25 protein-coding genes and 1 pseudogene are annotated in these 22,703 nt (G+C 38.4%); 15 read left to right on the top strand and 11 right to left on the bottom strand.

What is annotated here, in order from left to right; genetic code table 11:
• The first annotated feature begins 6 nt into the window (after window positions 1-6).
• Window positions 7-564 carry an NAD(P)H-dependent oxidoreductase gene (locus tag MKY15_RS06765; protein ID WP_067213692.1) on the top strand — a complete coding sequence of 186 codons (558 nt, stop codon included), beginning with the start codon at window positions 7-9 and terminating at the stop codon, window positions 562-564.
• Between the two features lie 248 nt (window positions 565-812).
• Here the strand turns inward: MKY15_RS06765 and MKY15_RS06760 are convergent, their stop codons facing one another.
• The 5 genes from MKY15_RS06760 to MKY15_RS06740 form a co-directional block, all read right to left on the bottom strand.
• Window positions 813-1,601 (bottom strand): DUF817 domain-containing protein, encoded by a 789-nt coding sequence (locus MKY15_RS06760; RefSeq protein WP_342539718.1) that lies wholly within the window; start codon window positions 1,599-1,601, stop codon window positions 813-815.
• A 107-nt stretch (window positions 1,602-1,708) separates the two neighbouring features.
• Entirely contained in the window at window positions 1,709-1,930 is a 222-nt protein-coding gene (locus MKY15_RS06755; RefSeq protein ID WP_067213691.1) for a helix-turn-helix transcriptional regulator, read from the bottom strand.
• A gap of 10 nt (window positions 1,931-1,940) precedes the next feature.
• Window positions 1,941-2,423 carry a DUF2975 domain-containing protein gene (locus MKY15_RS06750; RefSeq protein WP_067213690.1) on the bottom strand — a complete coding sequence of 161 codons (483 nt, stop codon included), beginning with the start codon at window positions 2,421-2,423 and terminating at the stop codon, window positions 1,941-1,943.
• Window positions 2,424-2,636: 213 nt separating this feature from the next.
• On the bottom strand, window positions 2,637-3,083 hold the full coding sequence (locus MKY15_RS06745; RefSeq protein ID WP_342539301.1) for a PaaI family thioesterase: 447 nt from the start codon (window positions 3,081-3,083) through the stop codon (window positions 2,637-2,639).
• Between the two features lie 440 nt (window positions 3,084-3,523).
• Window positions 3,524-4,282: a GTP pyrophosphokinase family protein gene (locus MKY15_RS06740; RefSeq protein ID WP_067213688.1), complete on the bottom strand. Its 759-nt coding sequence runs from the start codon at window positions 4,280-4,282 to the stop codon at window positions 3,524-3,526.
• 576 nt (window positions 4,283-4,858) lie between these two features.
• Between MKY15_RS06740 and MKY15_RS06735 the strand changes: the two are divergent.
• The 5 genes and pseudogenes from MKY15_RS06735 to MKY15_RS06715 form a co-directional block, all read left to right on the top strand.
• Window positions 4,859-5,017 (top strand): annotated as a pseudogene (locus MKY15_RS06735) (bile acid:sodium symporter family protein); the annotation flags it as partial.
• 397 nt (window positions 5,018-5,414) lie between these two features.
• On the top strand, window positions 5,415-6,362 hold the full coding sequence (locus MKY15_RS06730; protein WP_187046206.1) for an ATP-binding protein: 948 nt from the start codon (window positions 5,415-5,417) through the stop codon (window positions 6,360-6,362).
• Between the two features lie 13 nt (window positions 6,363-6,375).
• Window positions 6,376-7,248 (top strand): tetratricopeptide repeat protein, encoded by an 873-nt coding sequence (locus tag MKY15_RS06725; RefSeq protein ID WP_187046205.1) that lies wholly within the window; start codon window positions 6,376-6,378, stop codon window positions 7,246-7,248.
• A gap of 861 nt (window positions 7,249-8,109) precedes the next feature.
• Entirely contained in the window at window positions 8,110-8,262 is a 153-nt protein-coding gene (locus MKY15_RS06720; RefSeq protein ID WP_187046204.1) for a hypothetical protein, read from the top strand.
• Window positions 8,263-8,541: 279 nt separating this feature from the next.
• Window positions 8,542-9,030 carry a hypothetical protein gene (locus tag MKY15_RS06715; protein ID WP_187046203.1) on the top strand — a complete coding sequence of 163 codons (489 nt, stop codon included), beginning with the start codon at window positions 8,542-8,544 and terminating at the stop codon, window positions 9,028-9,030.
• 271 nt (window positions 9,031-9,301) lie between these two features.
• Here the strand turns inward: MKY15_RS06715 and MKY15_RS06710 are convergent, their stop codons facing one another.
• Window positions 9,302-9,466, bottom strand: coding sequence for a hypothetical protein (locus MKY15_RS06710; protein ID WP_156476125.1), 165 nt, complete (start codon window positions 9,464-9,466; stop codon window positions 9,302-9,304).
• A gap of 357 nt (window positions 9,467-9,823) precedes the next feature.
• On the opposite strand from MKY15_RS06710, the gene MKY15_RS06705 reads away from it, so the two are divergent.
• The 6 genes from MKY15_RS06705 to MKY15_RS06680 all read left to right on the top strand — a co-directional run bounded on the left by MKY15_RS06705 (window position 9,824) and on the right by MKY15_RS06680 (window position 14,890).
• Complete coding sequence (locus tag MKY15_RS06705; RefSeq protein WP_187046202.1) at window positions 9,824-11,119, top strand: tetratricopeptide repeat protein; 1,296 nt, start codon at window positions 9,824-9,826, stop codon at window positions 11,117-11,119.
• A complete protein-coding gene (locus MKY15_RS06700) occupies window positions 11,119-11,253 on the top strand; it encodes a hypothetical protein (protein ID WP_255428532.1) in 135 nt (44 codons plus the stop codon). Before MKY15_RS06705 ends, MKY15_RS06700 begins: the two co-directional genes overlap by 1 nt.
• Before the next feature lie 514 nt (window positions 11,254-11,767).
• Entirely contained in the window at window positions 11,768-12,211 is a 444-nt protein-coding gene (locus tag MKY15_RS06695; RefSeq protein WP_067213680.1) for a MarR family transcriptional regulator, read from the top strand.
• Between the two features lie 54 nt (window positions 12,212-12,265).
• On the top strand, window positions 12,266-13,207 hold the full coding sequence (locus tag MKY15_RS06690) for a ring-cleaving dioxygenase (protein ID WP_338654568.1): 942 nt from the start codon (window positions 12,266-12,268) through the stop codon (window positions 13,205-13,207).
• Between the two features lie 45 nt (window positions 13,208-13,252).
• A complete protein-coding gene (locus MKY15_RS06685; protein WP_187046200.1) occupies window positions 13,253-14,311 on the top strand; it encodes an LLM class flavin-dependent oxidoreductase in 1,059 nt (352 codons plus the stop codon).
• Between the two features lie 12 nt (window positions 14,312-14,323).
• Window positions 14,324-14,890 carry an NADPH-dependent FMN reductase gene (locus tag MKY15_RS06680; protein WP_187046199.1) on the top strand — a complete coding sequence of 189 codons (567 nt, stop codon included), beginning with the start codon at window positions 14,324-14,326 and terminating at the stop codon, window positions 14,888-14,890.
• A gap of 160 nt (window positions 14,891-15,050) precedes the next feature.
• Here MKY15_RS06680 and MKY15_RS06675 read toward each other — a convergent pair whose 3' ends face one another.
• Together MKY15_RS06675 and MKY15_RS06670 are read right to left on the bottom strand one after the other, a co-directional pair.
• The gene (locus tag MKY15_RS06675) at window positions 15,051-15,299 is read right to left on the bottom strand and encodes a hypothetical protein (protein ID WP_342539300.1); all 249 of its coding nucleotides are present in this window, start codon (window positions 15,297-15,299) and stop codon (window positions 15,051-15,053) included.
• A gap of 460 nt (window positions 15,300-15,759) precedes the next feature.
• The gene (locus MKY15_RS06670) at window positions 15,760-16,335 is read right to left on the bottom strand and encodes a nitroreductase (RefSeq protein WP_342539299.1); all 576 of its coding nucleotides are present in this window, start codon (window positions 16,333-16,335) and stop codon (window positions 15,760-15,762) included.
• Between the two features lie 683 nt (window positions 16,336-17,018).
• On the opposite strand from MKY15_RS06670, the gene proS reads away from it, so the two are divergent.
• The 3 genes from proS (at window position 17,019) to MKY15_RS06655 (ending at window position 20,144) form a co-directional block, all read left to right on the top strand.
• Window positions 17,019-18,458: a proline--tRNA ligase gene (gene proS / locus MKY15_RS06665; protein WP_342539298.1), complete on the top strand. Its 1,440-nt coding sequence runs from the start codon at window positions 17,019-17,021 to the stop codon at window positions 18,456-18,458.
• Between the two features lie 234 nt (window positions 18,459-18,692).
• Window positions 18,693-19,427 (top strand): sulfite exporter TauE/SafE family protein, encoded by a 735-nt coding sequence (locus tag MKY15_RS06660; RefSeq protein ID WP_342539297.1) that lies wholly within the window; start codon window positions 18,693-18,695, stop codon window positions 19,425-19,427.
• A 117-nt stretch (window positions 19,428-19,544) separates the two neighbouring features.
• A complete protein-coding gene (locus tag MKY15_RS06655) occupies window positions 19,545-20,144 on the top strand; it encodes a short chain dehydrogenase (RefSeq protein ID WP_342539717.1) in 600 nt (199 codons plus the stop codon).
• Between the two features lie 62 nt (window positions 20,145-20,206).
• Here MKY15_RS06655 and MKY15_RS06650 read toward each other — a convergent pair whose 3' ends face one another.
• The 3 genes from MKY15_RS06650 to MKY15_RS06640 all read right to left on the bottom strand — a co-directional run bounded on the left by MKY15_RS06650 (window position 20,207) and on the right by MKY15_RS06640 (window position 22,643).
• A complete protein-coding gene (locus MKY15_RS06650; RefSeq protein WP_067213671.1) occupies window positions 20,207-21,025 on the bottom strand; it encodes a purine-nucleoside phosphorylase in 819 nt (272 codons plus the stop codon).
• A gap of 112 nt (window positions 21,026-21,137) precedes the next feature.
• Window positions 21,138-21,395 carry a hypothetical protein gene (locus MKY15_RS06645; protein ID WP_340741087.1) on the bottom strand — a complete coding sequence of 86 codons (258 nt, stop codon included), beginning with the start codon at window positions 21,393-21,395 and terminating at the stop codon, window positions 21,138-21,140.
• Window positions 21,396-21,449: 54 nt separating this feature from the next.
• The gene (locus MKY15_RS06640; protein WP_342539296.1) at window positions 21,450-22,643 is read right to left on the bottom strand and encodes a DHHA1 domain-containing protein; all 1,194 of its coding nucleotides are present in this window, start codon (window positions 22,641-22,643) and stop codon (window positions 21,450-21,452) included.
• Window positions 22,644-22,703: the final 60 nt, after the last annotated feature.

Here is a 22,703-nt window from a genome sequence, read left to right as displayed (position 1 = left end):
AAAACAATGACAAATGAAAAATTGAAAATAGGTATTGTTCAAGGTAGTGTGCGTGAAGGGCGAAACGGTGATGCTGTAGCAAAATGGATGGTTGATTTTGCGGAAAAACGTAATGACGCGGAGTATGAAATCGTAGATCTTGCAAATTACAATCTTCCATTCTTGGGTTCAGCAAATGCACAACCTGGTGCTGAAGGACAAATAAAAGCTTGGTCAGAAAAAATGGCTTCTTTCGATGGTTATATTTTCATCACACCTGAATATAACCATGCAATCGGTGGAGCGCTAAAAAATGCACTTGACTTCTTAAACCCAGAATTGAACAATAAAGCGGCTGGTTTTGTTGGATATGGTAGCTTGGGCGGTACGCGTGCACATGAAAACCTGCGCCTGATTTTGGGTGAGCTACAAGTTGCTGACGTACGTACGGCAGTTACGTTCTCACTTATGTCTGACTTTGAAAACATGAGCGTGTTCAAACCTGCTGACTACCATGCAGCCAACGCGAACACAATGCTTGACCAAGTCCTTTCTTGGAGCGGTGCATTGAAAACTGTACGATAAATTAACAATTTTGTGCCAAGTGCCACTCCACAACTTGTAATTGTGTTGGTACTTGGCACGTTTTTTTATAACGTCAAAAAGGAATAAGTTTTAAGATGACCTTTTGGTAATTTAAAGTTCATTTGCGTTATATCTATTGGCCATGGAAACGAGGAATTACACATGTGTTGATTAACCAAAGGAAACCAGTAAATGACTGCTTAACTTTGTGTTAAAACACTAGTCGTCTTACGTATTCTTAACTGTCATTATAATTGACTAGCATCTATCTTAGTGGAATTTTTCCCCTTAACCTGTTTTAACGTCGCTACTATAAGAAAGCTAACAATTACTAATAAGAGCCATGAACTTACCTTTCCTAGGTGAACGAGACTCCATGCATCGGTTTGGTTTGGGTATTTCCATGCACCAAAGAACGTTGCAATATTTTCAGCTATCCATATAAAAAATCCGATGAGCACAAAAGAAAGTGCGAGTGGCATGCGGTAACGAGTTCCATTAACCTCGTATGTGACCCATGATTGCCAAAAGACGATAATTACAAATCCAGATAGCCACCACCGAACATCGATCCAATAATGGTGAGTGAAAAAGTTTAAATAAATTGCAGCTGCAAGAGGCACAACTATCAAAAACGGTGGCCACTTAACCAGTTCAACCTTTAACCTCCTCCATGCCTGGCAAAGATAACTCGCTACACTCGCGTACATGAATCCACTATATAAAGGCACTCCAAAGATTTTGAAATAGCCATCCTCTGGATAAGCCCAGGAGCCCATATGTACTTTGAAAATTTCAAGAGCAAGTCCAATAAGGTGGAACAATGTGATAACCTTTAGTTCATCCCGTGTTTCAAGCCCAGAACGCACCATCCACCATTGCATCAGAAGGAAGATAATGAGCAGCCAGTCATAACGTGGTAGGAACGGAAGTGGGATGAATTGTGTAAAAGCCAAAGAGGCGAAAATGACGACAGGAAACAAACATGATAGGGCCTGCTCCCGGCCAAAACGAACGAGTTGTTTTGATGCTCTCATGATTTGTTTCACCATTTTTGGATGGTTAAATTCATGAGTAACTCCCTTTTTATGAAATAACGTAAAAAGATGTCCTTTTTCTTTCAATGTTAAATACCTCCACTTTGTTAACCTTGGTTGTCTTCATCACTTCGGTATTCCAAAATATCTCCAGGCTGACAGTCCAAAGCTTTACAAATCGCTTCTAAAGTTGATAATCGAATCGCTTTTGCCTTTCCATTTTTCAATATAGAAATGTTAGCCATTGTTATTCCAACCCTCTCTGAGAGTTCTGTCACGCTCATTTTCCTTTTAGCCAACATCACATCAATATTGATTATTATTCCCATTGTTTTCACCTCAGACTGTTAAATCATTTTCTGATTTTATATTAATAGCTTCTTGCAAAAGTTTTTGGAGAACGGCAGCAAAGACTGCGATTACCATTGGAGCAAAAATAAAGAGCATTCCAACCAATATGACACCCGGGGCGTCGTCTAACTCCGCAAAGATAAAGAAGAAGGGCATACCAACCACATATAAGCCACTGATTGTGATTGCACAATGTTTTATATTTTTTAAAGCTTTTACAGATATTTCCGAGAACGCTTTGCTCTTATCAATATAATTTAAAAGTTTAAAAGCCTGATACAATGCAACGAAAAATGGTATCGCCGAAATATACATAATTATTACAATGCCGTATAGTACATAAGCAAACTCCGAATTACTTTCTGCTGCTTCTTTAGCTAGCAGGGGCAACCCAAAAATACATAAAGCAACAATAGGGATTCCAAGAAGAATAACGGCTATTTTTAAAAAGTTTGTTGAACCTCGTTTCAAAAAAAGCACCTCACTTATTTATTAGTAATTTCATTTTAGCACGTTTTTTATCGATTCGCAATAAATGTTTATCGTTTTTAGTTGTACCTTATTTTATAAAAACATCTTTTTAATTTTAGGCAAAGATAAAAAGCATTTCTCATTACAGGGAAATGCTCCATAACTTTAAACTATTCAACTTATAACTTGTGCAACTACTTATTTATCCATGGCTCACTCTACCTGAATTCGCTTCTGATTAGACTGTCCTTTTAACACCATACATGTGCTTGTCGAATAGGCGACTAGCTCATCCTTTTCATCAAAGATATTACACGTTAATAAACCTATTGAAGAGCCTTTTTTCATTAACTTCCCCTCAGCACGTAATTTACCTCTGAAAACTGGTTTGAGGAAATTCGTTTTTATTTCTACCGTTGAAAACAGTTCGTCTTTCTTGAGTGTGGTCGCAAACGCATAGCCCATCGCGGCATCTGCGATATCACATATTATTCCACCATGAAGTGTTCCCATCGGATTGTGTAGTTTTTCCGTCACGTTGAGTTCAATGATCACCTTTGCATCCTCCGCTTTGGTCACTCTAAATCCAATTAAATCAGCAACAGGTGATTCAGGCAATTCGCCCTTAGCAACCTTCTGTAATACTTCTAAAAAATTCATCGATTAGCCACCATCCTTATAAAAGTAGAATCCTTTTTGGAACGGTCATTCTAAAAGGTCAGTCTAAGACGCTCAATATTGCATTAATCACATTCTTAAGATTCTGCTTATCAGCTGTGGTTTTAGCTAAAACTAGCATATCAGTGTTGGAACATTCAGTAAAATAACGAGTGCAATACAATCTATAAATAATTATTACTTCTTAAAAAGTTAAACCATAACCCGCTATTTCTAACTTCGATTCCTAGTATCTGGAGTCACAGAAGGTCCATCTTCAAATTCACTTGGGGAAAGCTTTTTAATCCATGCATAAATAAAAAAAGCTGTTTGCCCCATACTCGGGAACAAACAGCATCTTACAACAGTTCTCTTTCAAACCCATCTCTCTTTCCAGGTTGAAAATGAATGGTTTGCGAATTAATTGGGAACCAAAATACTAGCTATACTTCAGTCAGGCTAATTTTGCTACTTTCATTCATCATTTCTAAGAATTTAAGCGGGATATTGAAGTCATTCTTTTCATTAAAAAGAGGTGTAGTAAACTCTTCATCCATTCGTTTAATTTCATTGACTTCTTTTTGAAGATTCTCCATCTTTTGATCCAATTCGTTGGCAGATTCCGCGGCCTCTTTCAACTCTTTCGTAATTTTTTCCGGGACAGATTTGTTGAATTTATAAAAGATTTTATGTTCCAGACTTGCCCAAAAATCCATAGCAATTGTCCTGATTTGCATTTCCACAAAGACGTGCTCTACCCGATCTGTCATAAACACAGGAATTTTTAATATCAAATGAAGACTCCGATAACCATTGGGTTTGGGATTTTGTATGTAATCTTTGTACTCAATCACTTCAATATCCCTTTGCTTTTGAATCATTTCACTTAGTTTATAAATGTCGGAGTTAAAGGAGCAGTTAATACGAATGCCTGCGATATCCCGCATATTTTCCTTTATGGAAGACAGGGACAGTTCAACATTTTTACGATGTGCCTTTTTAATAATGCTTTCTGGTGTTTTCAAGCGGGTATTAATATGTTCGATGGGGTTGTATTCATGTATTAATTGAAATTCTTCTTCCAAGATATTGATTTTGGTGCTCACTTCGTCTAACGCAAATTTATAGGCCAGCATGAATCTCGTCATTTCTTTTTTTAGATGATTCAATCGGCTATAGTCTAGTTCATTTGTCAGTTTCAAAATAAATTCCTCTTTTCTTTACGCTCACTATGACTAAGATGTTCTATAGTTGGCTTTTATTTTAGCTTCTCTCTTGCAATTGAATGGTGACGTCCGGTAGAAATACCATGCGATGTAATCTTCTTTGCCTTCGCATTTTCATATCCTTTTTCAATAAATAGAATGCATTTACTCTCAAATAAAGCTGTTCACTTACTTTGGGAACGTTCTTGTTTGTGCATCTACTTATCGCCAATTGAATGATAGCACGAATACAAAAAAACTTTACTTGAGTTCTAGCTATTTTAGCATTTCTACTGGATATTTGCTGTTTCGTTCACTCTTTATTCGAAAAGAGGAAGCGGGTCCCGGGAGATAAATCAGTTCTCCTTCTTTGCCACAATCCTCTGTTATTCAGGAAAGTCTAGGCGATGACCCCATCCAGATTGTTACAATAGTAGCAACGATATGTGTTATTTCAAGAAATACGACAAACTTTATCGTAGAAAATGAAAAGTGATTTTTTAAAATGATTTGAAAAAGACTTCGCCTCGAGGAATCACATCTTGTACTACTTTGTAGGCACCTTTTGCGGCACCTGCATTGATCCTATTGCTTGCCAGAAAATGGCTACCGGTTTCAGTAGGAGATATGTTTTTGTCGGTCATAAAAATTATTCTCATTCCGATTGTCCTAGGACTCGTTGCGAAAGTGCTGTTCCGCAAGCAAGTAGATATTTTATTGACTTTATCATAGAGAGAAATAGCAAACTCGTTTGAAGTTTAACACCGGATTGCAAAAGAATCCCCAATAAAACCTCGCAACTTATAACTTTATAAGAATGATAAATTGGAGGAGGCTGCTGTTTTATCGGTTGTGCACATCAGTAGGGTGAAGAGGAAGCCGCTAAATAAAGAATTACAAAGACATTCATCACAGCTGTCTGTATTTACGTTTGGTACAAATCGAGTCGTGTTTTCTGGATTCTAGTTTGGAATTTGATTGCCAGGCAATTTTCACTGTAACAAAACTTTATACCCTTGTGCTTTGTACTCATAGACGTTTTTTAAGCTTTATTCTAAAATTAACATATGGAAATATTTGAGTATTTGCATTTCGGAAACTAGGATGAATTTGTGCAAAGGGGCCTATTATGACGAATGACTATGAAGGAAAACGAAAACAACTAAAAGTAATTCAATTTGACAAGGCGAAAAATACGCTTATTGAAAAGACAGAGCCGAAGGAGACGTTTGCTGATGTTGGCGGTTTGGAGGATGTTAAAAAGAAAATTCAGATGAACTTCATCCTTCCACTTAAAAATCCAGAGTTTTTTAAAGCATATGGCAAAGAAGCCGGGGGAAGTTTACTGCTATACGGACCACCGGGTTGTGGAAAAACGTTTTTGGCAAAAGCGATTGCAGGTGAAATAAATGCCAGTTTTCTACATTTGGAATTACAAGCAATTTTGTCTATGTACGTAGGGGAAAGCGAGCATAATCTCCATGATGTATTTGAAGCAGCGCGAGAAAATAAACCATGCGTCTTATTTATTGATGAGTTGGATGCAATTGGTGGAAATCGGCAAAACATGAGACAACATCATGAGAGGATGCTTGTCAATCAGTTGCTCCTTGAGTTAGATGGTCTAAATTCTCATAATCATGGTATCTATGTTATTGGCGCAACGAATACGCCGTGGTATTTGGATTCTGCATTACGGAGACCTGGCCGTTTCAATCAGTTGCTGTTCATACCCCCGCCAAGTGAAACGGAAAGAGAAGTCATCTTAGAATTAAAACTGAAAGACAAACCTCAGTCTTCGCTAAATCATAAAAAAATTGCTAGTAAAACAGAACATTTCTCTGGGGCTGATCTTGGCCAACTTGTCGGGGATGCAATCGAGTCCGCATTACACCGTTCGTTGGAAGCGGGTGAACTACAACCGTTAACGAATGATGATTTAAGTGGAGCATTGAAGCAAAGGAAGCCGACGACTTTGGAATGGTTTTCCACGGCTAAAAATTACGCCACCTTCAGTGATGTGAATAAGGATTATCAACATGTGCTTGATTATATAAAAGAGAATAGAATTAGATAGGTTGTGAGTTGCGATGGACGAAGAAAAACAATATGCACAACTCATGCGGATTGAACAATTGTGTGAGTGGAGTCGTTTTAAAGACGCCATTAAAGAGACGGAAAACTACATTCAACAATACCCCGAAGATGCGGATGGTTATGCGCTGCTCAGTAAAGTCTATTTAATGTTAGATGACTTTGAAAAATCTTGGCATTGGTCACAAGAAGCATTAAAGAAAGAACCGGAAAATGAGGTCGCGTGGGAGGTTAGGGTATCGACGCTTTACACAGAAGGTAAATATGATGAAGCGATGACCGCGATTAAAGAGGCTTTAACGATTTACCCCGAAGAAGGCCATTATTATTTTTTGAAAGGGAATATTTATAATCAGCGCGGTAATTATAAGAAAGCGAAAGAAAGCTTTCTCGTTGCTTTAAAATTTGAGACTTCTAATGCACTCTATCTTGCAAATTACAGTTATGTTGAAAGTATTTTGGGGAATCAAGATCTTGCTCTTCAAGCGGAAGAACAAGCATTGGAACTAGAGCCAGAAAATTCAACTGTCTTTATGTATTTAGCTTGGGCAGCTGATCAAAGGGGAGATCATTTAAAGTCATTGCATTACTTGGAAAATGCAGTCCGAATAAAACCTGATAATCGCCAATTAAGAGAAGAGTACTTGGAAATTTTACAAAAGCAATATAAAGTGTACCGATTGTTCTTGGTGCCGTCTAAACTGTTAACAAGAGTAAAACCGATATATGCATTCCTAATTTGGATTGTGGCCTGGATTTTATTTAAGCCACTTGTCGTTGTATTTATTATTTTATATGTCCTGGCCCATTGGTCGACGAAAATCATTGTCAATGTAAAGGTGTTTGGTCGGATAATTGTAAAGGCATGAAATCTTGTATTAATGAATAGATATGAAAAAAGGTACCTAGATCTGAATTTTTTCAGAAACAGGTACTTTTTTAGGGTTTTTATGGGGATTAAACGATGTCGAAGGCGATAATAATAGCCTCCGTTTTTGGATGTCAGTTATAGTAGTGAACGAAAAATTTGAAGAATAAAGTCTATTGATTGAAATCAGCTAAAGAACTTTTTCTGTTGCAAAGGGAAAACAATGCATCGAATAACTGTATAAGGTATCCATAAGCAGTTAGAATGCGAAGAAACTTTATTATCTAAATGTATTGACAATTATAAAATGGAAATGGTATCCTAAAGTAGTTAGATTTACAAAAAAGAGGGAGGCACGGAAAAAATGATTAAACGTGTATATTCTACCTATAACTTTATAGTCATTCCGTGCGTAAACAATCTTTCTTTTAACTAATTAGTATCGGAATGGCATATATTCTGCCGTTCTTTATAATGAGCACACGCTTATTTTAATAGGCGTGTGCCTTTTTGAGTTCAATTTAAATACAAATTGGTGTTTCCACGCATTGCGTGTTGCATAAATAAGTAGAAAAGGAGTGTTGACTATGTTTTACGTAATTCAGCAAAGAAAAGTATTGAGGAAGGAATCTACAGAGAGCGGATAGTGAAAGATTTTAATACTTTAAGAATTAATTAAAAATAAGATTGAGGAGGAGAATAAAAGATGATCAACAAAATTGTAAATAACAGATTGAATAAGCGATTCGGAGAAAATAAATTGGAGTCACCAACAGTATATTTAGGTGGTAAATATATAACAAGAATGGTGTTTGCCATACCTTTACAATAAACTTGGAAGTGCTCCTAAGGGAGTAATAGAATGTTTGAACATGATATAGAATACGTCCGTGAACGGATGCGTGAATTACAGAAAGAAGCAAGAGCTCATGAATTAGCACGTCGCTGCATGAGCATGAAAAAGAAAAACAGAAAATCTTTTTGGGTAATTTTAATGAGCTACTTTCAGAGATGAGTAACTGATTCGTTACTTCTGTTAGAGGGCACATCATATAAATAGTAAAAAACATCTTTGTCTACAATGAGATCTAGTAGATAAAGATGTTTTTTTATACATGGTAACAGTTTTTTCATTAATAGTGCATCAGCTTTCAATAGAAGCACTAAAGCCAGAGATCTATAATATTTCTAGCTTTACATTTGCCTACACAAACTTCCGTGTCTAGCGAACAATCGATATTAAGATAGCATAATCTATATAGATATAAGTTCGATTAGCAACGGAGGTAACGGGATGATAAACTTTAAAGCTTTTAATGGTACGGTAACGACGATTGATGATTTTTCGATAGGGCAAAATAACGAAGCCGGTTGCTATAAATTAATAGCCGTGGAAAATGGGAACGGGACGTTAGTCAATTTCGTAGTGTCACCTACAACTTACTTTGTAGATCATGTAATGGTGGCAGTAGGAGATAAGATAACAGGGTTTTATGATGCGAACGCGTTAGTCCCTCTCATATACCCACCACAATTTCGAGCGCTTGTAATTGCCAAAGACACTCCCTATCAAAATGTGAAGGTATCCTTTTTTAACAGCCAATTAGAGAGTAGTGACGGCGCATTAAGATTAAATATATCTTCGCATACTAAAATCTTATTGGAAAACGGGCAAGCCTTTACCGGAAGTATTGCAAATCGAAATCTAATTGTTACCTATGGTGCTACTACTAGAAGTATCCCAGCCCAAACTACACCCAATAAAGTTATTGTTTTGTGTTAGTGGTTTGGAGCAAATGATTTCTATCTATGCCAGCGAACTACAATTGCATAAAAAAACTCAGTCATTACAATTAGACTGAGTTTTTTGTTGTATACGATTTTATTGGTATTAGCGTAGGCTGTATTTTGGTATTGTTTACTACCCTCTAGTGGTTTAGTGATTTCCAACTATCAAACTAACTCACTCAGAACTGCATTAGCACATGTTTTGTTTCACCAAAATTAAACTGAAAAACTTTTCAATGATAGAATTGAATGAATAACTCCTTGAGTTAAATCTGCTTGATTTCATTTGAAATATCGCGAAATTCTACTGATTCTAAGAATCCATTAGACTTCATCTTATCCAAAAACTCAATCAGTTCAATTTTCATTTGATATAATTGCAGATCTTTATATTCACCATCAAATTGCTCGTTTGTCGTTTCTGTAGGCATAATCTCACTCCCTTCGAAAGAATGGTATGAATTTATCCACTAGATTTAACATATTGGAAATTGCTTTAGAATCCGGAACCGATCCATTATTATCTATACATTGACTATGGCCTTTATCTATTTTAATTACCTTAACGATTTTATGGGAATAAATGTCTTCGATTCGCATGCGTACTACCCCTTGTTTCTTGCTAAGTTAAACATACCACCCACAAGACTAAAGTAACATCCAATTAGGTTGGGACATTTTATTTAGAATTATGCATTATTTAAGCCTTTCGGTAATAAATTTCTCACATTAAAATGGTATGATTAATGTTAAGTATGTACTATGCTGTAAAAGAGAGGGATTCGCTAATGAAAGTTGGTCATTTAATAAGGGCAGAACGAATTAGACAAGAAATGAAGCAATTAGTATTAGCAAAAGGAATCTGTACGCCATCTTACTTATCTAAAATCGAACGGAATTTAATTTTCCCAAGCGAAGACATAGTCACGTTATTATTTAATCGTTTAGGAATAGATTCATCGAAGTTACAGAAAAATAATCAGCAAACTGAAATTGATTTTGAAAAAATGATAGAAGCTACTTACAAGGAAGTAATCACAAATCGAGATGAAAGTTTTACTAAACAAAAACTGGAGTATTTAGAACAACACAGTCCCTTATTTGAAAATCGAACGCTCTACTACACTTATCTGCTGATTGTATTAAGGTTCCGCATTATTTCAGGCGGGAATTTGGATGAAATAAAAAAGGGAATTAAAGATCTTGAAGAGTTAAGCAAAGAATTTAACCCACGGCAAACCTATCTATATAAAGTAAATAAAGCAATTTATAATTATTCAACAGAAAATCGCAATAAATCGATTGAATATTTAGAAGATGTGTTATTATTAGTCGATGACATTGCATTAGAAGCTTGGGAAAAAGCAGAATTGAATTATATGATAGGGGTAGTTTACACCGCAGATAGTCGAATCTTTACCTCAATTGAATATACAAGAAGAGCTCTTGAATATTTCAGGGAAAACTTTTTAATGAAGAGAGTTTTAGAGTGTTACATACTTATTGGAATCACTCGTAAGAAAAGTGAACAATTTCAAGAAGCCTTGGAATCCTACCTAAAAGCGATGCAAATTTGTGATGAATTCAATTTACGCCGAGAAAAAGGAATTGTCTATCATAACTTAGGATCCTTATCTAGTATAATGGGCAATAAAGAGGAAGCAATTGCTTACTATAAACAAAGCATTGCATATAAAACTGATGAAAATGATCCAATTATTTCAATACTTTGTTTAGTGATTGAATACTCTAAGATGAACAATAAAGCGTTAGTTAAAGTATGGTGTGATGAGGGAACCTCATTGTTTTTAAAATTAAAAGATAAAAGCTTAACATCGTATTATCATCATTTTAATATTTTCGAATCCCTCCATAGTGAACGAGGTTTATCCGAAAGTATTACTGAAGAAGCAATTGAATACTTTAAAAAAGTACAAGATTACCGATATGTTCACAAATACTATTTAGCACTTGCCGAATGGCATTTTAGTAATCGGAAATACAAGCTATCATCTATTTGTTATCAAGAAGCAAATAAGTATGAAAACATTTTCAGAAAAATAAAAAAATGGGAGGATTTATAATGAAGAAACTTTTATCTATTCTTTTACTTGTAGTAATTTTAAGTGGGGTTGCTGGTAATCAGGCCTCCGCATCTGAAGATAAAGTGCCTAAGTTGTTTAAAACATCTAGTTTTACTATTGAACTCCTAAAATAAGCACAACAAAGGGAACAACTCTTAATGGGGTTGTTCCCTTTGTCATTTTAACCGGTACTTAAGCGATTCGTATAACGTCCGTATTTATTAATAGTGGAATAAGTAAAAATGAACAAACTACTATATACTCGGCACTACTTATTTAGAGTTAACTAGGTGGTATAGCTAACCAGTATAACGAACAAAACTAGCGAATGAGCGACAAGTGTGAGCCGGAGCAATAAGACCAAGGAGGGATGCAGTTCAATCCCTCCCAAGTGATCTTCTGGCGGGCTTACTGCGTGAGGCCATCACCAAGCGACAAAGCGGTGTTAGGGGAACATTCCATTCGTTAAGTGCGGACTATATAGTAATAATCAATGTGCGAGGTAGGAAGTTTTTATTCTGGTTACCAGTTGCTTATTAGAAAGTAAAAGTTTAAATATTAAATCTCGAATTCAAGGTTTATAACTTGATTCTCCATCACTTGCGTGGTAAAGTGATATTAAGGTTAGTGATGAGGAGGCGAAACAAGATGCGTAATAATACGATTGGCTCGTTGATTTGGTTACGTTTAATGCGTTTTACAAACCAAAGTAACCAACTGTCGAATGAGTTTTTAAAGCGTTTTGATTTAACAACTGCCCAATTTGATGTACTTGTTCAAATTCAGATATACCAGCCACTTACACAAAGTGAATTAGCTGAAAAAGTGACCGTTACGCAAGGCGGTATTTCCCGCATGCTCGCACGACTTGAAAAAGAAGACTATATTGTACGTAAGCAAGACTGGAAAACGAAAATGATTAGCTTAACTGACAAGGCTGAAGCGATTTTAGAAGAGGCGATGCCAGCTCAACTGGCGTTTCAAACGTCATTTTTTGCTGATGTATTAAACGAGGAAGAAGAGAAAACACTTTACAAATTAATGACACGCATCCATAAACATAGTCAAAAAAAAGAATTGCCGCTGGAGTGATTTTTTTTGCACTATCACTTGACTAATCAATTTAAAAACCAAGGAGGAACTAGCATGTATAAGATACCAGGACATCACCACATTTCAATGATTACAAAAAGCGCTCAAGCGACTAATCACTTTTACCGAGATGTATTAGGCTTGCGCCGTGTGAAAAAGACGGTTAACCAAGATAGCCCATCCATGTATCACTTGTTTTATGGGGATTTAACGGGAAGTGCAGGAACGGAGTTATCATTTTTTGAAATGACGAACGCTGGAAAAACCGTCCGTGGAACAAATGCCATAACACAAATCGGCTTACTCGTGCCATCACTTGAAAGTTTAACGTATTGGAAAAAGCGCTTTGAGCAATTGGATGTAGAGCACGGAGACATTACAACGTATGCAGGTCGAGCAGCGCTGCCATTTGAGGATACAGAGGGGTTACGAATGATCTTGCTAAATAATAATGGCGAAGCGATACCTGAATTTTGGTCGCCTTGGGAAGATTCAGTTGTGGAGCAAGAGCATCGTATTTTAGGAATGGGAACTACGGAAATAACAGTACGTTATTTGGAACGGACGGCTAAAATGTTGCAAGAGATGTTTGGCTATGTGGAAGTAGCTCATTCTGAGAAAGAAGCTATTTATCAGTCGGTTGCTGGGCAAGCATTTGGTGAAATTGTTTTGAAGCAGTTGGAGGGACCGAGTGAAAAACCGGGCCGAGGCAGTATTCATCATTTAGCGATTCGTGTGAAGAACGAGGAAGAGCTGCGCTATTGGGACGGAGTCGTGAAAGAACGTGGCTTCGATTCATCTGGTGTTATCGATCGTTTTTATTTCCAAAGCTTATACTTCCGTGATTCAAATGGCATTTTATTCGAAATTGCCACAGATGGACCTGGATTTACAGTTGATTCAGCGGTTAAAGATTTAGGAAAAGAATTAGATTTACCACCATTTTTAGAATCAAAACGTGCAGAAATTGAAGCGAAACTACAACCGATTGATTAATAGAAACGATACAAAGTATGGGCATAGAAAAAGGAGACGATGAAAATGGAGAAATACCGTATTGACACAACTAAAGGACTTGAATTTGGTTTATATTCGATTGGGGATCATTTACTAAATCCGTTAACAGGAAGTCGTATTAGCGCAGAGCAGCGTATTCACGAATTGATTGAAGCAAGTAAGTTGGCTGATGAGGCGGGACTAGATGTTTTTGCAGTAGGGGAGAGTCATCAAACGCATTTTACAACACAAGCGCATACGGTCATTTTAGGCGCTATCGCACAGGCAACAAAAAATATTAAAATTGCAAGTTCTGCAACGGTGTTAAGTGTATCTGATCCTGTGCGTATCTATGAGGATTTTGCCACGATTGATTTAATTTCAAAAGGTCGAGCTGAAATTGTTGCAGGGCGTGGTTCACGGATTGGGGCCTATAGTTTACTTGGGTTTGACGTACATGATTACGAAGAGTTATTTGAAGAAAAGTTAGAACTTCTGTTGAAGATAAATAATGAAGAAACGGTGACATGGCAGGGGCAATTTCGGGCACCATTGGAAAATGCAACGATTTTACCACAACCGCAGAATGGTCATCTGCCAATATGGCGTGCAGTAGGAGGACCACCCGCGAGTGCGATTAAGGCGGGGTATGCAGGAGTCCCGATGATGCTGACAACTCTTGGTGGACCAGCGATTAACTTTAAGGCGTCGGTGGATGCCTATCGTGAGGCGGCGCAGCGTAGTGGTTTTGATCCAGCGGCGTTGCCAATTGCAACAACGAGCCTATTCTATACAGCAGAAACTTCACAGGATGCGCTTCGTGAATATTATCCACATGCCAATGCAGGTATGCAGGCGTTAAGAGGCGGCGGCTATCCGAAACAACAATTTGCACAATCAACGGATACGCGCGATGCATTAATGATTGGTAGTCCACAGCAAATTATTGAAAAAATGCTCTACCAATATGAGCTATTTGGTCAACAGCGATTCATGGCACAAATTGACTTTGGTGGCGTACCGTTTGATAAAGTTATGAAAAATATCGAATTGATTGCGACAGAAATACTACCAGCAGTTAAGAAATATACTGCTGGTAAATAAGGAGATGCTAGCATGAAAATCGTCTTACTATCGGGCTCCAATGTAGGGTCTAAAACAAGAACAGCGATGGATTATACAGTCAAAATAGCGCATGAAAAATACCCGGATGCAGAGATTACATTACTGGATCTGGCTGAATTTGAAATGGTTTTTAGTGACGGGCGTAATTATTGGGACTACGAGGGTGACACCAAGTATGTTACAGAAACGCTTATGGCCGCGGATGCAATCATTATTGGATCGCCAACGTTCCAAGCTTCTATTCCGGCTACGCTCAAAAATATATTTGATTTATTACCAGTCAATGCGTTCCGGGATAAAGTAGTGAGTATGCTCGTAACAGCAGGTACAGCTAAGCATTATTTGATGGCGGAACAACAGTTAAAGCCAATTTTAGCGTATATGAAGGCACATATTGTACCTACTTATGTGTTTATAGAAGAAAAGGATTTCCATCGCAAAGAAATCGTTAATGATGATGTTCTCTTCCGTCTGGAGCGCTTAGTGGAAGATACCGTGCTTCTTGTCGATGCTTATGTAGGGATTCGAAAAGCGAAAGATGAGGAATATGGTTTTTAACTAGTTCAAGGCAGTAGTCCACATTGTGCGACGGGAACTTAGAAAGAAAAAAGGTGGTACTGCTTAAAGTGAAAATCTAGGGCGTTACAAAAATCCCCACAATCTCGTAGAAGTTTACGACGAGATTGTGGGGATTTTGGCTAGTAGTGACTGTCACTTATTAAGAATGAAGCTTTATCCTTTTTTCGTTTTTAAATAATAGATAATGTGCTTTTCCTAATTTTTCTTCTATATAGTCGAGTGAATAGTTACCGGATGGATCTGCTAAGTCTCCAAGGGCCCGGGATAGATTATCAACCGCGAGATTTAGCGTCTCAAACTGTCTTGGCTCATTCCCTCTATTCATTTCATCCATGATTTCATGAGCTAGTTGCTGGATTCGACGTAAGCGTACTTCTTTCGTCTGCATGATATCCTCCTCCATATATCAACTTATATAGCCTAACTATATGGCTAATGATAGGAGTTCATGAGTAGATGTATAAATTAATTCGGATAACCGCTCACAAGTACTACTTATTATATGTTGAACAAATGAATATGGCTTATGCGCTTTACAAGGGCATTTGGGAGGCCACTGAAAAGGCACCATTACTTAGAGCAAATTAGAACTCCTACCAATACCGCTTTGGCGCTTTGTGGATGCCTCCCGCGATAAGCCAGAAAGAAGACCGCTTTCAGTCTTATCGCTCCGGCTACCACGAAGACGCGCCTGCGCTGGATGGTCTGTGTGAGAAAGCGCATTTCTTGAATATAATTATATATGTTGAATCCGGTATATATACTGAGCGAAGGCGCCTTAGCAGGGGTAGCCGAAGCGATTCAATGGGATTCTTTAATTCAACATATATAGTCTCTAATTCGAAAAATTACTTATTAATGATCGTAATAAGCTCGCGAATATCCGTGCGTGGTTGAGCCTCTGGTATATGCTTAGGATAGCCGATCATCAACGTCGCTACGACTTTTTCGCCAGGTAGGACATCGATGGCCTCCCTGAATGCCGGGTCGTATACCCAATCGTTAGTACGCCAAATCATTCCAATTTCCCTTTCCCATGCCGCAAGTTGGAAGTTTTGAATTAGAGAGGAAATTGCCCCGTAATCCTCATCCCATCTTCTTTGACGGGGATCTTCAGGCATAATGACTACAAGATGAACGGGTATATCTCGGAAGTATTGTGCTTTTCTATTCACTTTTTCTGAAACTTCGCCATCTACTTTCGGCTGCGAGTCAATGTAGGCCTGAACAAATTGTTCTTTTCCTTCACCCACGTACAACTGAAAGCGCCACGGTTCCGTCAACTTGTGGTTCGGTGCCCATTTCGCGACATTTAGCAGCTCGATGATTACTTCAGCACTAATCGGATCTTTTTTAAAAGATTTGATTGTTCTTCGGTCTATAATGTTTTGTTCAACCACATTTTTCCCTTCTTGCTGACTCATCTGATAATCCCCTTTATGTTTAGATAGTATATGAAGTTTTTGAACTTCAAATGAAAATCATTCTCAATTAAATGCCCATTTAGTATAGCATGACAAGTAATAATAGCTCAATAAATCTAATCTTAAATTAGAACAGACTTCATCTACATCGTAAGAGGCAACTTCGATGGGAATCATATGCAAAAATTACGACCGTATTTGCCCAAATAATTTTCCAGTGCCTGTCGACATTCATTGAAGTTGTATGAACCGCGAGTATTTGATATATTAAAAGTAATATGAAATCTTTGATGTGACCAAGTAGACAAGAATTGTGAACCAGAAAGTATAGCGACTTACTGAGAGCTATATCACCGCTTCTTGTCGAAACCTACCACTGAGATGTTATGACAACATAACCGAGTCGTTTTCGTTATCAAACGTTTTAGAGGGCTTGAATTTAACTTAATTCAGCTGAATTAAGTTAAAGCCTCCGGCGGATGTCACAGATTTTGAATTGCGCACATGCAATTCGAAATCTGGACGCAATTACACCGGGGTGCAATTGATTTAGGCTAAACTAAGGTGGTACCACGTCCATTCAGCACAAAGACGTCCTTATTATAAGGACAACTTTGTGCTTTTTTGATGTCTAGACTTCAGGCAACCGAAGGATTTCTTTATTATTTTAGGAGGGGAAATTAATGACCAATCAACAGAAAAATGATTTTACAAGCTGGTATATCGACACGATTCAAAAGGCGGATTTAATGGATTACACGCCAGTTCGCGGGTGCATTGCATTCAAACCGGATGGCTATGAAATTTGGGAGCATATCCAAGCCGAGATGGATAGACGTTTTAAAGAAACGGGGCATCGAAATGCCTATTTTCCAATGCTTATTCCAGAGTCGTTTTTTGAAAAAGAGAAGGATCATATCGAAGGGTTCTCACCAGAACTCCCTTGGGTTACCGAAGCTGCAGGTGAAAAGCTAGAAGAGCGTTTAGCGCTTCGACCAACGTCTGAAACGATGGTTGGGCATCTTTATTCGGATTGGATTAAAAGCTATCGAGATCTTCCTGTGTTAATTAACCAATGGGCGAACGTCTTCCGTTGGGAAAAGAAAACATTGCCGTTCATTCGGACGTCTGAGTTTTTATGGCAAGAAGGGCATACAGCTCACGTGGATGAAGAAGAAGCACGTGCTGAAACGATGCAAATGCTCAACATTTATAAAGAAGTTGTCGAAGAGTTGCTGGCGATTCCAGTATATGATGGTCAAAAGACACCTTCCGAGCGTTTCGCAGGTGCTGTAGATACGTACTCCATTGAAGCAATGATGAAGGATGGAAAAGCAGTTCAAGCAGGAACTTCACATTATTTAGGAACAAAATTCGCGCAAGCATTTGATATTAAGTATTTAAATAAAGAAAATAAGCATGAATTTGTCCATACGACATCTTGGGGGACTTCTACCCGATTGATAGGTTCTGTTATTATGGTGCATGGCGATGAACAAGGGCTTGTATTGCCGCCACGTGTCGCACCGACGCAGGTTGTATTAATTCCAGTAGGACCTTGGAAGAAGAATCCTGAAATTATGGAAAGACTTGATAAGATTTATGCGGAATTAAAGGCAAAAGGAATTCGCGTGCGCTTGGATGATTCTGATCAATCACCGGGTTATAAATTCAATGAATGGGAACTGAAAGGTGTGCCGGTTCGAGTTGAATTAGGGCCACGTGACTTGGTGAATAACCAAGCAATAATAAAAGCTCGCGATGAAGAAGAAAAAATTTCTGTTGATCTTCCAACTATAGCTGACTGCATCGAAGGCGCGCTTAACACGATGCAAACTCGCTTATTGGACAAAGCACGTGCATTCCGTGAAAAGCATTCCCATACGCATGTCGATTCACTCGAGCAATTAACGCAACATATTGCTGACTCGACAGAAAATGGAGAAATCCCAGGTTGGATCCTTGCGGGCTGGTGTGGAGATGACGCCTGTGAAAAACAAGTGAAAGAAAAAACAAAATTTACGACGCGTAATATCCCATTCAATCCACCCGCTACAAAGTCAACATGCATCAATTGTGGAACAGCAGCAAAATATACTGTGTGGTTCAGTCGCGCTTATTGATTAACTAACTGGAATGAAAAATGCTCCCCCGAATAAATCGGAAGGAGCATTTTTCATTCCATGTACATTCATTGTTGTTACGGAGCAACAGCCGCAGCGTGTATTTTGAGTACTATATACAGATTAGCTCATTCGTTTTTCGAATGTACTTTCATTCATACAATTGAATTTACTTATGGACTAAGGTTGAATATGCTAGTCATATAGAGGTTTTCACTGAAAGAAGGATGCTATATGGAATACATCTTGCTTTATTTCATCGGGTTTGCTGCAACAACGCTTGGTACATTAGCAGGGGGTGGGGGACTTATCAGTTTGCCGGCCATGCTGCTGATGGGATTGCCGGTCCACTCGGCAATTGGGGCCAATAAAGTATCAAACACAGTGAGCTCATTTTCAAGTTTTCTTGTGATTTATAAAAATAAAGAAGTAACGGTCAAAGAAGCACTTACGGTTGTTCCGATCAGTCTTGCTGGAGGAGTAACGGGCGGAGTAATCGCTTCCTTTTTGAAAGAAGAATGGATGATTGTTATCGCGATTATACTATTAACGTTCGCATTCATCTCATCATTTCTTGGAAAAGCGGATTTTGACGGTAATAAATCCTTTCGTGCAACTAAAAAAAGTGCCACTTCATTGTATGGAATTGGTATTTACGACGGCGTTTTTGGACCGGGTAGCGGAACGTTAGCGTTATATTTATTTGCTCGATTGAAAGTTTCTTACTTGAGGGCAGTCGGCTTGTCTCGTATCATGATTTTTTCAAGCTGTTTCGGCGCCTCAATCAGTTATATTTCGACGGGGAAAATAATATGGCCACTCACAATTGCATTAATGCTTGGTTCGATAAGTGGTGCACAACTTGGTGTTCGTCTCGCACGTAAATTGAAAACAGAGCATGTTAAACCACTACTACGTATCGTAACCGTGCTCCTGATTATACAGATTGGTGTGAAGTATTTTGGATGAGGTACTTTTAAGAACAAAGAAAATTCATTTGGGGTATTTTTCATAAGTAGTGCATTTGATAAGTATGATGGAACAATAACTAATTGAAGCTAGATACTTTAAAAAGGGGGGCTACATATTAAAATACTTGTCGTAGGTGCAAGTGGAACGATTGGTAATGCGGTTACTAAAGAACTGGAGAAAAATCACGAGGTCATTCGTGCCGGACGAAATGGTGCCGATGTATCTGTTGATATTACGTCAGTAGAGAGCATTAAAAAGATGTATGAAAAGGTTGGCAAAGTTGACGCGGTGATTAATGCAGCAGGTCGTGCTCATTTCGACGCAGTTACGGATATGACACCCGAGTTGAATGACATCGGGATTGATAGCAAACTGAAAGGGCAAGTCAATCTAGTGCTTTTAGGTTTTAATAATATGAACGATGGTGGGAGTTACACGTTAACGACGGGGGTTATGATGGATGACCCAATCGCGAAAGGAGCATCAGCGGCTCTGGCAAACGGCGGCGTCAGGGCATTCGTTAAAGCTGCGGCTATTGAAATGCCAAGAGGAATTCGCATTAATAGCGTAAGTCCAAATGTGTTACAAGAGTCGATACACAAATTCGGCACCCTTTTCCAAGGGTTTGATGCAGTACCTGTAAGGCGTGTAGTTCTTGCTTTTGAAAAAAGTGTCTTTGGCCTACAAACTGGTCAGAACTTTGAAGTCTATTAATAAGCATGTGAAAAGCCCTCTGGGAGTGTTTCTCAGAAGGCTTTTCGTATTTATTAATTTCTTTAAATCTCTTGCAAGACGTTTTTAATTAAATGTACAAATGCACTTCGAGATTGAGCAGCAACTTTTATGACATCCTCATGACTTAATGGTTCATCTAGAATCCCACACGCCATATTCGTTAAGCAAGATATTCCTAATACCTTCAGCCCTGAATGAATCGCAACAACTGCTTCAGGCACTGTTGACATGCCAATTGCATCTCCACCTAAAATGCGAATCATACGGATTTCAGCAGGTGTTTCGTAAATAGGGCCACTCCACCAACCATAGACGCCTTCTCTTAATGTAATGTCATTCTCACGCGCTACTTTTAACGCTATTTCTCTCATTTCGCGATTATAAACCTCAGAAACGTCTGGGAAGCGCGTTCCTAAATCATCGTTGTTTTTACCAATCAATGGATTTATGCCAACTAAATTAAGATGATCTGTAATTAGCATTAACTCGCCCGGATTAAAGTCAGTATTTACCGCTCCACACGCATTCGTGATAATTAGTTTTTCTATACCTAATGCTTTCATCACTCTGACAGGGAAGGTAACTTCGTCTAAAGAATACCCTTCGTAGAAGTGATAACGTCCTTTCATAGCCACGACTGTTTTACCTTCTAAACGCCCGATAACTAATTCATTTGCGTGACCAACTGCAGCTGATTTCGAGAAAAAAGGAATATCCTCGTATGGAATGACAACTCCGTTTTCTATCTCATCGGCAAGGCCGCCCAATCCAGAACCTAGGATAATTCCGATTTCGGGAACTTCTTTTGTTTTACTAAGAATGTAATTTTTAGCTTCTAAAATTTCTTCTGTTTTATGCATTAATAGTACCTCCTGTTATTTCTATGGAATTGTTTATTAATAGCGATGCTTTCATAGTTTAGTGCTTGTACTAAAAAGAATCAAGAATGGTTCATTGTAGGTTGGTACGAACTCAAGGATTCGCAAGTTCATCAGATGCTTTTGAAGTTCTACCTAGTTTCTGCGAAAGGAAGTAGGCAATTGTTGATGATAGGAGGATGAATAATAAGGGAATAGTAGAACTCCCTCCATATATGGCTTCTTGATTCGATGTAGATTGCATTAAAAATATATCCGGCTTATAGAGAGCGGTAAGAATTGCTCCTGATGAAAGTTGGAATAGCGTATACAACGCTGCAAAACTAATGATAAAGATCAGATACTTTTTCAAAATAATCACCCCTTTCTCTATTTACGTTTCAATTTAACCAAAGTTTCATATACCTTAGTTTTCGTCACATGAGTCTTCCATCACAGTCAGTAACTCCTCTGCGGATACCAATCGTTCACCGCCACCTTGGACAAACGCATCATTCCCGCCGCCTTTTCCGTTAATCAGGGGAAGTGTAGCAGATGCGACTTGTTTCATGCTTGTTTCTACAGAAGCTCCTCGAGCCGCGACAAACTGTAATCGATTATCACTTTCAGCAACGAGAAGTACAATTACTTCATCTGCTTCAGTCACAAGAAGTCGGGCAAGTTTCTGTAATTGCTGGACAGTTCTATCTGTAAAGAGTGCTTTCACAACGCCATTTTCCTGTTGCCTTAACAATGCTTGCGCTTCAAATGCTAACAGTGCTTCTTGCGTATCCGCCAACGATTTCTCGAGTGAATGATTCATTTCTAATAACTTTTGTACTGCATCCGCAACACCAACGTCCGGGGCACTTAATAGTCTGGATGTTTCCGCTAACACCTGATTTTTTCGTTGCAATTGCTGTAACACACGTCCACCGCAAACGAAATGCACGCGTACTTTACCTCGATGCTTCTCTGTCGATAAAATCTTCAGTGCGCTTACTTGTCCCGTTGTACTTGGATGTGTACCACCACAACCGTTATAGTCAAAATCAGGGATAATGACAAGTCGAATTTCGTCTGTCACTGCCAGCTGTTTGCGAAGAGGATAGTGATGCAGTTCATCCTCAGTAATCCATTTTATTTCAATCTGTCTATTTTCTGAAATAATGTCATTCGCTAATTTTTCCACCGCGTCCAATTGCTCTGGAGATACATCCTCCATATCCAAATCGATTGACACAATTTCTTTACCTAAATGGAAACTTACTGTTGGAAACTCGAACAGTTCAACAAATCCGGCTGATAAAATATGCTGTCCTGCATGTTGTTGCATATGATCAAAGCGCCGCTGCCAGTCGATAGCGCCCTCTACTTCGGTTGCAGAACCGAGACTTTCAGCCAATGTATGGCGAATTTCATCTTCTACTTCTTCTACATTGAGTACTTGAATCCCATTCAATGTCCCCATGTCATGCGGTTGGCCGCCGCCTGTCGGATAAAACGCTGTATTGTCTAACACGACATAGTGATTTCCTTCTGCATCTTGTGCCGCTTTAATAATCTGAGCCGTAAACAATTTGCAATATGGATCTGCATAATACACACGTTCTTTTAACATAGACAATCGACTCCCACTCTTTGTTTTGTATATATTAACATTATACAGAAAAGAAGGGGG

This window comes from Sporosarcina sp. FSL K6-1540, from assembly GCF_038620285.1.
GTDB lineage: Bacteria > Bacillota > Bacilli > Bacillales_A > Planococcaceae > Sporosarcina > Sporosarcina psychrophila.
The sequence above is the reverse complement of the archived record's forward strand: the minus strand, read 5'-3'. Positions and strand labels throughout refer to the sequence as shown.

Bases quoted from the DNA above. Each gene is read 5' to 3' on its own strand.
- MKY15_RS06720 (WP_187046204.1), top strand. From the start codon at position 8,110: ATGTTTGAACATGATATAGAATACGTCCGTGAACGGATGCGTGAATTA.
- MKY15_RS06765 (WP_067213692.1), top strand. From the start codon at position 7: ATGACAAATGAAAAATTGAAAATAGGTATTGTTCAAGGTAGTGTGCGT.
- MKY15_RS06755 (WP_067213691.1), bottom strand. From the start codon at position 1,930: ATGGGAATAATAATCAATATTGATGTGATGTTGGCTAAAAGGAAAATG.
- MKY15_RS06695 (WP_067213680.1), top strand. From the start codon at position 11,768: ATGCGTAATAATACGATTGGCTCGTTGATTTGGTTACGTTTAATGCGT.
- MKY15_RS06685 (WP_187046200.1), top strand. From the start codon at position 13,253: ATGGAGAAATACCGTATTGACACAACTAAAGGACTTGAATTTGGTTTA.
- MKY15_RS06705 (WP_187046202.1), top strand. From the start codon at position 9,824: ATGAAAGTTGGTCATTTAATAAGGGCAGAACGAATTAGACAAGAAATG.
- MKY15_RS06710 (WP_156476125.1), bottom strand. From the start codon at position 9,466: ATGCCTACAGAAACGACAAACGAGCAATTTGATGGTGAATATAAAGAT.
- MKY15_RS06715 (WP_187046203.1), top strand. From the start codon at position 8,542: ATGATAAACTTTAAAGCTTTTAATGGTACGGTAACGACGATTGATGAT.
- MKY15_RS06690 (WP_338654568.1), top strand. From the start codon at position 12,266: ATGTATAAGATACCAGGACATCACCACATTTCAATGATTACAAAAAGC.
- MKY15_RS06730 (WP_187046206.1), top strand. From the start codon at position 5,415: ATGACGAATGACTATGAAGGAAAACGAAAACAACTAAAAGTAATTCAA.
- MKY15_RS06660 (WP_342539297.1), top strand. From the start codon at position 18,693: ATGGAATACATCTTGCTTTATTTCATCGGGTTTGCTGCAACAACGCTT.
- MKY15_RS06745 (WP_342539301.1), bottom strand. From the start codon at position 3,083: ATGAATTTTTTAGAAGTATTACAGAAGGTTGCTAAGGGCGAATTGCCT.
- MKY15_RS06700 (WP_255428532.1), top strand. From the start codon at position 11,119: ATGAAGAAACTTTTATCTATTCTTTTACTTGTAGTAATTTTAAGTGGG.
- MKY15_RS06640 (WP_342539296.1), bottom strand. From the start codon at position 22,643: ATGTTAAAAGAACGTGTGTATTATGCAGATCCATATTGCAAATTGTTT.
- MKY15_RS06680 (WP_187046199.1), top strand. From the start codon at position 14,324: ATGAAAATCGTCTTACTATCGGGCTCCAATGTAGGGTCTAAAACAAGA.
- MKY15_RS06675 (WP_342539300.1), bottom strand. From the start codon at position 15,299: ATGCAGACGAAAGAAGTACGCTTACGTCGAATCCAGCAACTAGCTCAT.
- MKY15_RS06760 (WP_342539718.1), bottom strand. From the start codon at position 1,601: ATGAGAGCATCAAAACAACTCGTTCGTTTTGGCCGGGAGCAGGCCCTA.
- proS (WP_342539298.1), top strand. From the start codon at position 17,019: ATGACCAATCAACAGAAAAATGATTTTACAAGCTGGTATATCGACACG.
- MKY15_RS06650 (WP_067213671.1), bottom strand. From the start codon at position 21,025: ATGCATAAAACAGAAGAAATTTTAGAAGCTAAAAATTACATTCTTAGT.
- MKY15_RS06670 (WP_342539299.1), bottom strand. From the start codon at position 16,335: ATGAGTCAGCAAGAAGGGAAAAATGTGGTTGAACAAAACATTATAGAC.
- MKY15_RS06725 (WP_187046205.1), top strand. From the start codon at position 6,376: ATGGACGAAGAAAAACAATATGCACAACTCATGCGGATTGAACAATTG.